General features: G+C 66.5%; 3 protein-coding genes. 2 read left to right on the forward strand and 1 reads right to left on the reverse strand.

Going from position 1 to position 3,126, the window contains the following annotated elements; all coding sequences use genetic code 11:
* Nucleotides 1-1,119, forward strand: a 1,119-nt coding sequence (locus GOOTI_RS16290) for a hemolysin family protein (protein ID WP_007239712.1), incomplete at its 5' end; no start/stop codon positions are given.
* Entirely contained in the window at nt 1,112-2,140 is a 1,029-nt protein-coding gene (locus tag GOOTI_RS16295) for a hemolysin family protein (protein WP_007239713.1), read from the forward strand. The genes GOOTI_RS16290 and GOOTI_RS16295, both read left to right, overlap by 8 nt.
* A gap of 24 nt (nt 2,141-2,164) precedes the next feature.
* Here the strand turns inward: GOOTI_RS16295 and gluQRS are convergent, their stop codons facing one another.
* Entirely contained in the window at nt 2,165-3,100 is a 936-nt protein-coding gene (gene gluQRS / locus GOOTI_RS16300) for a tRNA glutamyl-Q(34) synthetase GluQRS (protein WP_007239714.1), read from the reverse strand.
* Nucleotides 3,101-3,126: the final 26 nt, after the last annotated feature.

Genomic DNA, 3,126 nt, shown 5'->3' on the forward strand with positions numbered 1-3,126 from the left:
GTCGGTTATGTCGCCGAACCATTGATCGGCAGTGGCGTCGGCGAACTACTCGGCGATGTGGGAATCCCGGTCGCGCTCGGTGTGGCGATCGGTACCGTGCTCGCCGTGCTCTTCTCCACCGTCGTGCAGATGGTGTTCGGCGAGCTGTTCCCGAAGAACCTCGCGATCGCTCGTCCCGAGCCGGTCGCTCGTCGACTCGCACTCTCGACCTCGGTCTATCTGAAGGTCTTCGGACCGGTCATCACGCTGTTCGACGCCGCGTCGAACCTTTTGCTCAAGGCCCTGCGCATCGAGCCGGTGCACGACGTCGAACACTCCGCCTCACCGCGCGACCTCGAACACATCGTCGCCGAGTCGCGGGAGGTCGGCGAACTCCCGGCCGAATTGTCGACGCTCCTCGATCGCGTGCTCGACTTCCCCACGCGCACAGCAGAACACGCGATGGTTCCCCGACCGCTCGTCGACTTCCTCGCCGCCGATACCGCGTTGCCCGAGATCCGCTCACTGATGGCGGCCGGGCACACGCGATATCCCGTCATCGGAGACACCCCCGACGACGTGGTCGGGATCGTGCACCTGCACGACCTCTTGGAGCGACTCGACGACACAGGTCTCACGGCAGCGGATCTCGCCCGACCTGCCGCGATCGTTCCCACCACGCTGCCGCTCCCGGCGGTGCTCGACCGTCTCGATCCGGCAACCGACGACGAAATGGCGGTTGTCATCGACGAATACGGTGGCATCGCGGGAATCATCACCGTCGAGGACATCGCCGAGGAGATCACCGGCGAGATCGACGACGAACACGACGTCGCATCGTCGGAGCCGATCCAGCGGGCCGACGACGGTTGGCTCGCCCGTGGTGACACCCACCTCGACGAGGTGTCACGACTGATCGGCCATGACGTGGCCGACGGCGATTACGAAACGCTGAGCGGACTGGTCATCGCGACGTCGGGCGACCTGCCCGAGGTCGGCGACAGTGTCGAAGTGCCGCTCGCCGACACGGCTTTCGGCGCATCGACCCCGACGGTGACCGCTACCGTGACGCAGCTCCGCCGCCGCGTTCCCGCGCAAGTGCATCTGGCCATCGCCGAGGAGGGCGACGCCGATGAGTAACCCCTGGGTCGTACTCGCCGCCACGATCGTGTTGATCGCGGCGAGTGCGTTCTTCGTCGCCGTCGAATTCGCGTTGCTCGCCGCACGCCGTCACCGCATCGAAGACGCTGCGCAGACCAGCCGTGCCGCGCGGGCCGCGCTGCGCAGCTCGTCGGAACTGTCGGTGCTGCTCGCCGGTTCGCAGTTGGGTATCACCGTGTGCACGCTTGCGCTCGGTGCGGTCACCAAACCCGCTGTGCATCACTGGATCACACCCGGAATCGAGGCGCTCGGCGCACCGCTGTGGATCGCCGACGTCGTCGGATTCGTGCTGGCGCTCATCATCGTGACCTTCTTGCACCTCGTGGTCGGCGAGATGGCACCCAAGTCGTGGGCCATCGCACATCCGGAGAAGTCGGCTGTGCTGTTGGCGATTCCGATGCGCGCGTTCATGTGGGCGGTGCGACCGGTTCTGCTCATGTTGAACCGTCTGGCCAACTGGTGTCTGCGTCGGGTGGGTGTTGAGCCGGTCGACCAGATGTCGTCGGGCCAGGACTCCGCGACGCTGCGACAGCTCGTCGATCACTCCGCCGAAACCGGCATGCTCGACGACGAGTACCACCATCGCCTCAGTGCGGCACTCGCGACCGAGGCACTCACCGTCGGCGACGTCGTCGGCGACAGCGCGCTCGACGCAGTGTCAGCGGAGGCGTCTCCGGCTGGCATTCAGCAGGTTTCGCGTCAGACCGGACACTCCCGACTCCTCGTCGTGCGCGGCGGTGAGGTCGACGAGAATCTCACCTCCGACTCGGTGATCGGGGTTGTCCATGTCCGAGACAGCCTCGACGCCGCCGACGATGTCACTGCGGCCGACCTCGCGCGCGACATACTGATCGTGCCAGCCGAGTTGCCTGCCTACGAGGGTATGGCGCGGATGCGAGACCGTCGCGCACACATCGCGCTCGTCTCCGCCGGCGACGAGGTTCTCGGCGTCCTGACCCTCGACGATCTGCTGGCCAGGCTGTTGGTCACCGCGTCCTGAAGACCGCGTGAAATCTGAGGGTGGTCAACGCCATTCATCGTCGGTGAGAATCCACGGCTGCGTCGGCAGCCGGGTCGGGTCGAATCGTCGCGCCAGATCGACGAGGGTGACCCGCTCGCCTGGATCGGCCAGGTTCAGCGACACCGCGATGTGGTCGAGGACCGTGGCGGTGTCGATCCCACGGTCCGCGAGATCGGCGAGTGTCACGGCTCCGTCGCGCTTCGACAGTCGAATGTTCTTGTCGTTGAGCACCATCGGAACATGTGCGTACACCGGGGGAGCATGCCCGAGGAGTGTCGTCAGATAGGCCTGGCGGGGCGCCGACGACAGTAGATCGTCGCCCCGCACCACCTGGTCGACGCCCTGCTCGCCGTCGTCGACGACCGCCGCGAGGTTGTAGGCCGGCGTGCCGTCGCCGCGCTGGATGACGAAATCGTCCACGGTGCCGGTGTACTCACCGTGCAGGACGTCGAGCACGCTGAACTCGTCGACATCCGCGATAATCCGGATCGCGGGCGGGCGCCCCGACGCCCGCTTCTCATCGCGCTGCGCGACGGTGAGATGTCGACAGGTGCCCGGGTACGCGCCCGGCGGTGAATGCGGCGCCGACGGCGCCTCGAGGATCTCACGTCTCGTGCAGAAGCACTCGAAGGTCCGGCCCCGCGCGGTCAGGTCGTCGATGACGCTGCGGTACCTCTCGATCCGGTCGGTCTGATAGAGCACCGGCGGATCCCACTCGATCCCGAGGACATGCAGATCGTCGATTTGTCGCTGATCGGAGCCGACCGCGGTGCGGTCCAAATTCTCCATCCGGAGCAGAAAACGGCGCTGCGAGGTCCGTGCGAACAGCCACGCGAGGACAGCTGTGCGCAGATTCCCGACATGCAGATCGCCCGATGGCGACGGCGCATACCGCCCGGCCGGGACCGCCGGGTCGACGGGGGAGTGGTGCGCGCACATCGTCGACGACACTACCGCCGATGGTC

It is taken from the genome of Gordonia otitidis NBRC 100426 (assembly GCF_000248075.1).
Classification (GTDB): Bacteria; Actinomycetota; Actinomycetes; order Mycobacteriales; family Mycobacteriaceae; genus Gordonia; species Gordonia otitidis.

What these genes read in the sequence shown, in the direction of transcription:
- GOOTI_RS16295 (WP_007239713.1), top strand. Translation starts at nt 1,112, where the DNA reads ATGAGTAACCCCTGGGTCGTACTCGCCGCCACGATCGTGTTGATCGCG.
- gluQRS (WP_007239714.1), bottom strand. Translation starts at nt 3,100, where the DNA reads ATGTGCGCGCACCACTCCCCCGTCGACCCGGCGGTCCCGGCCGGGCGG.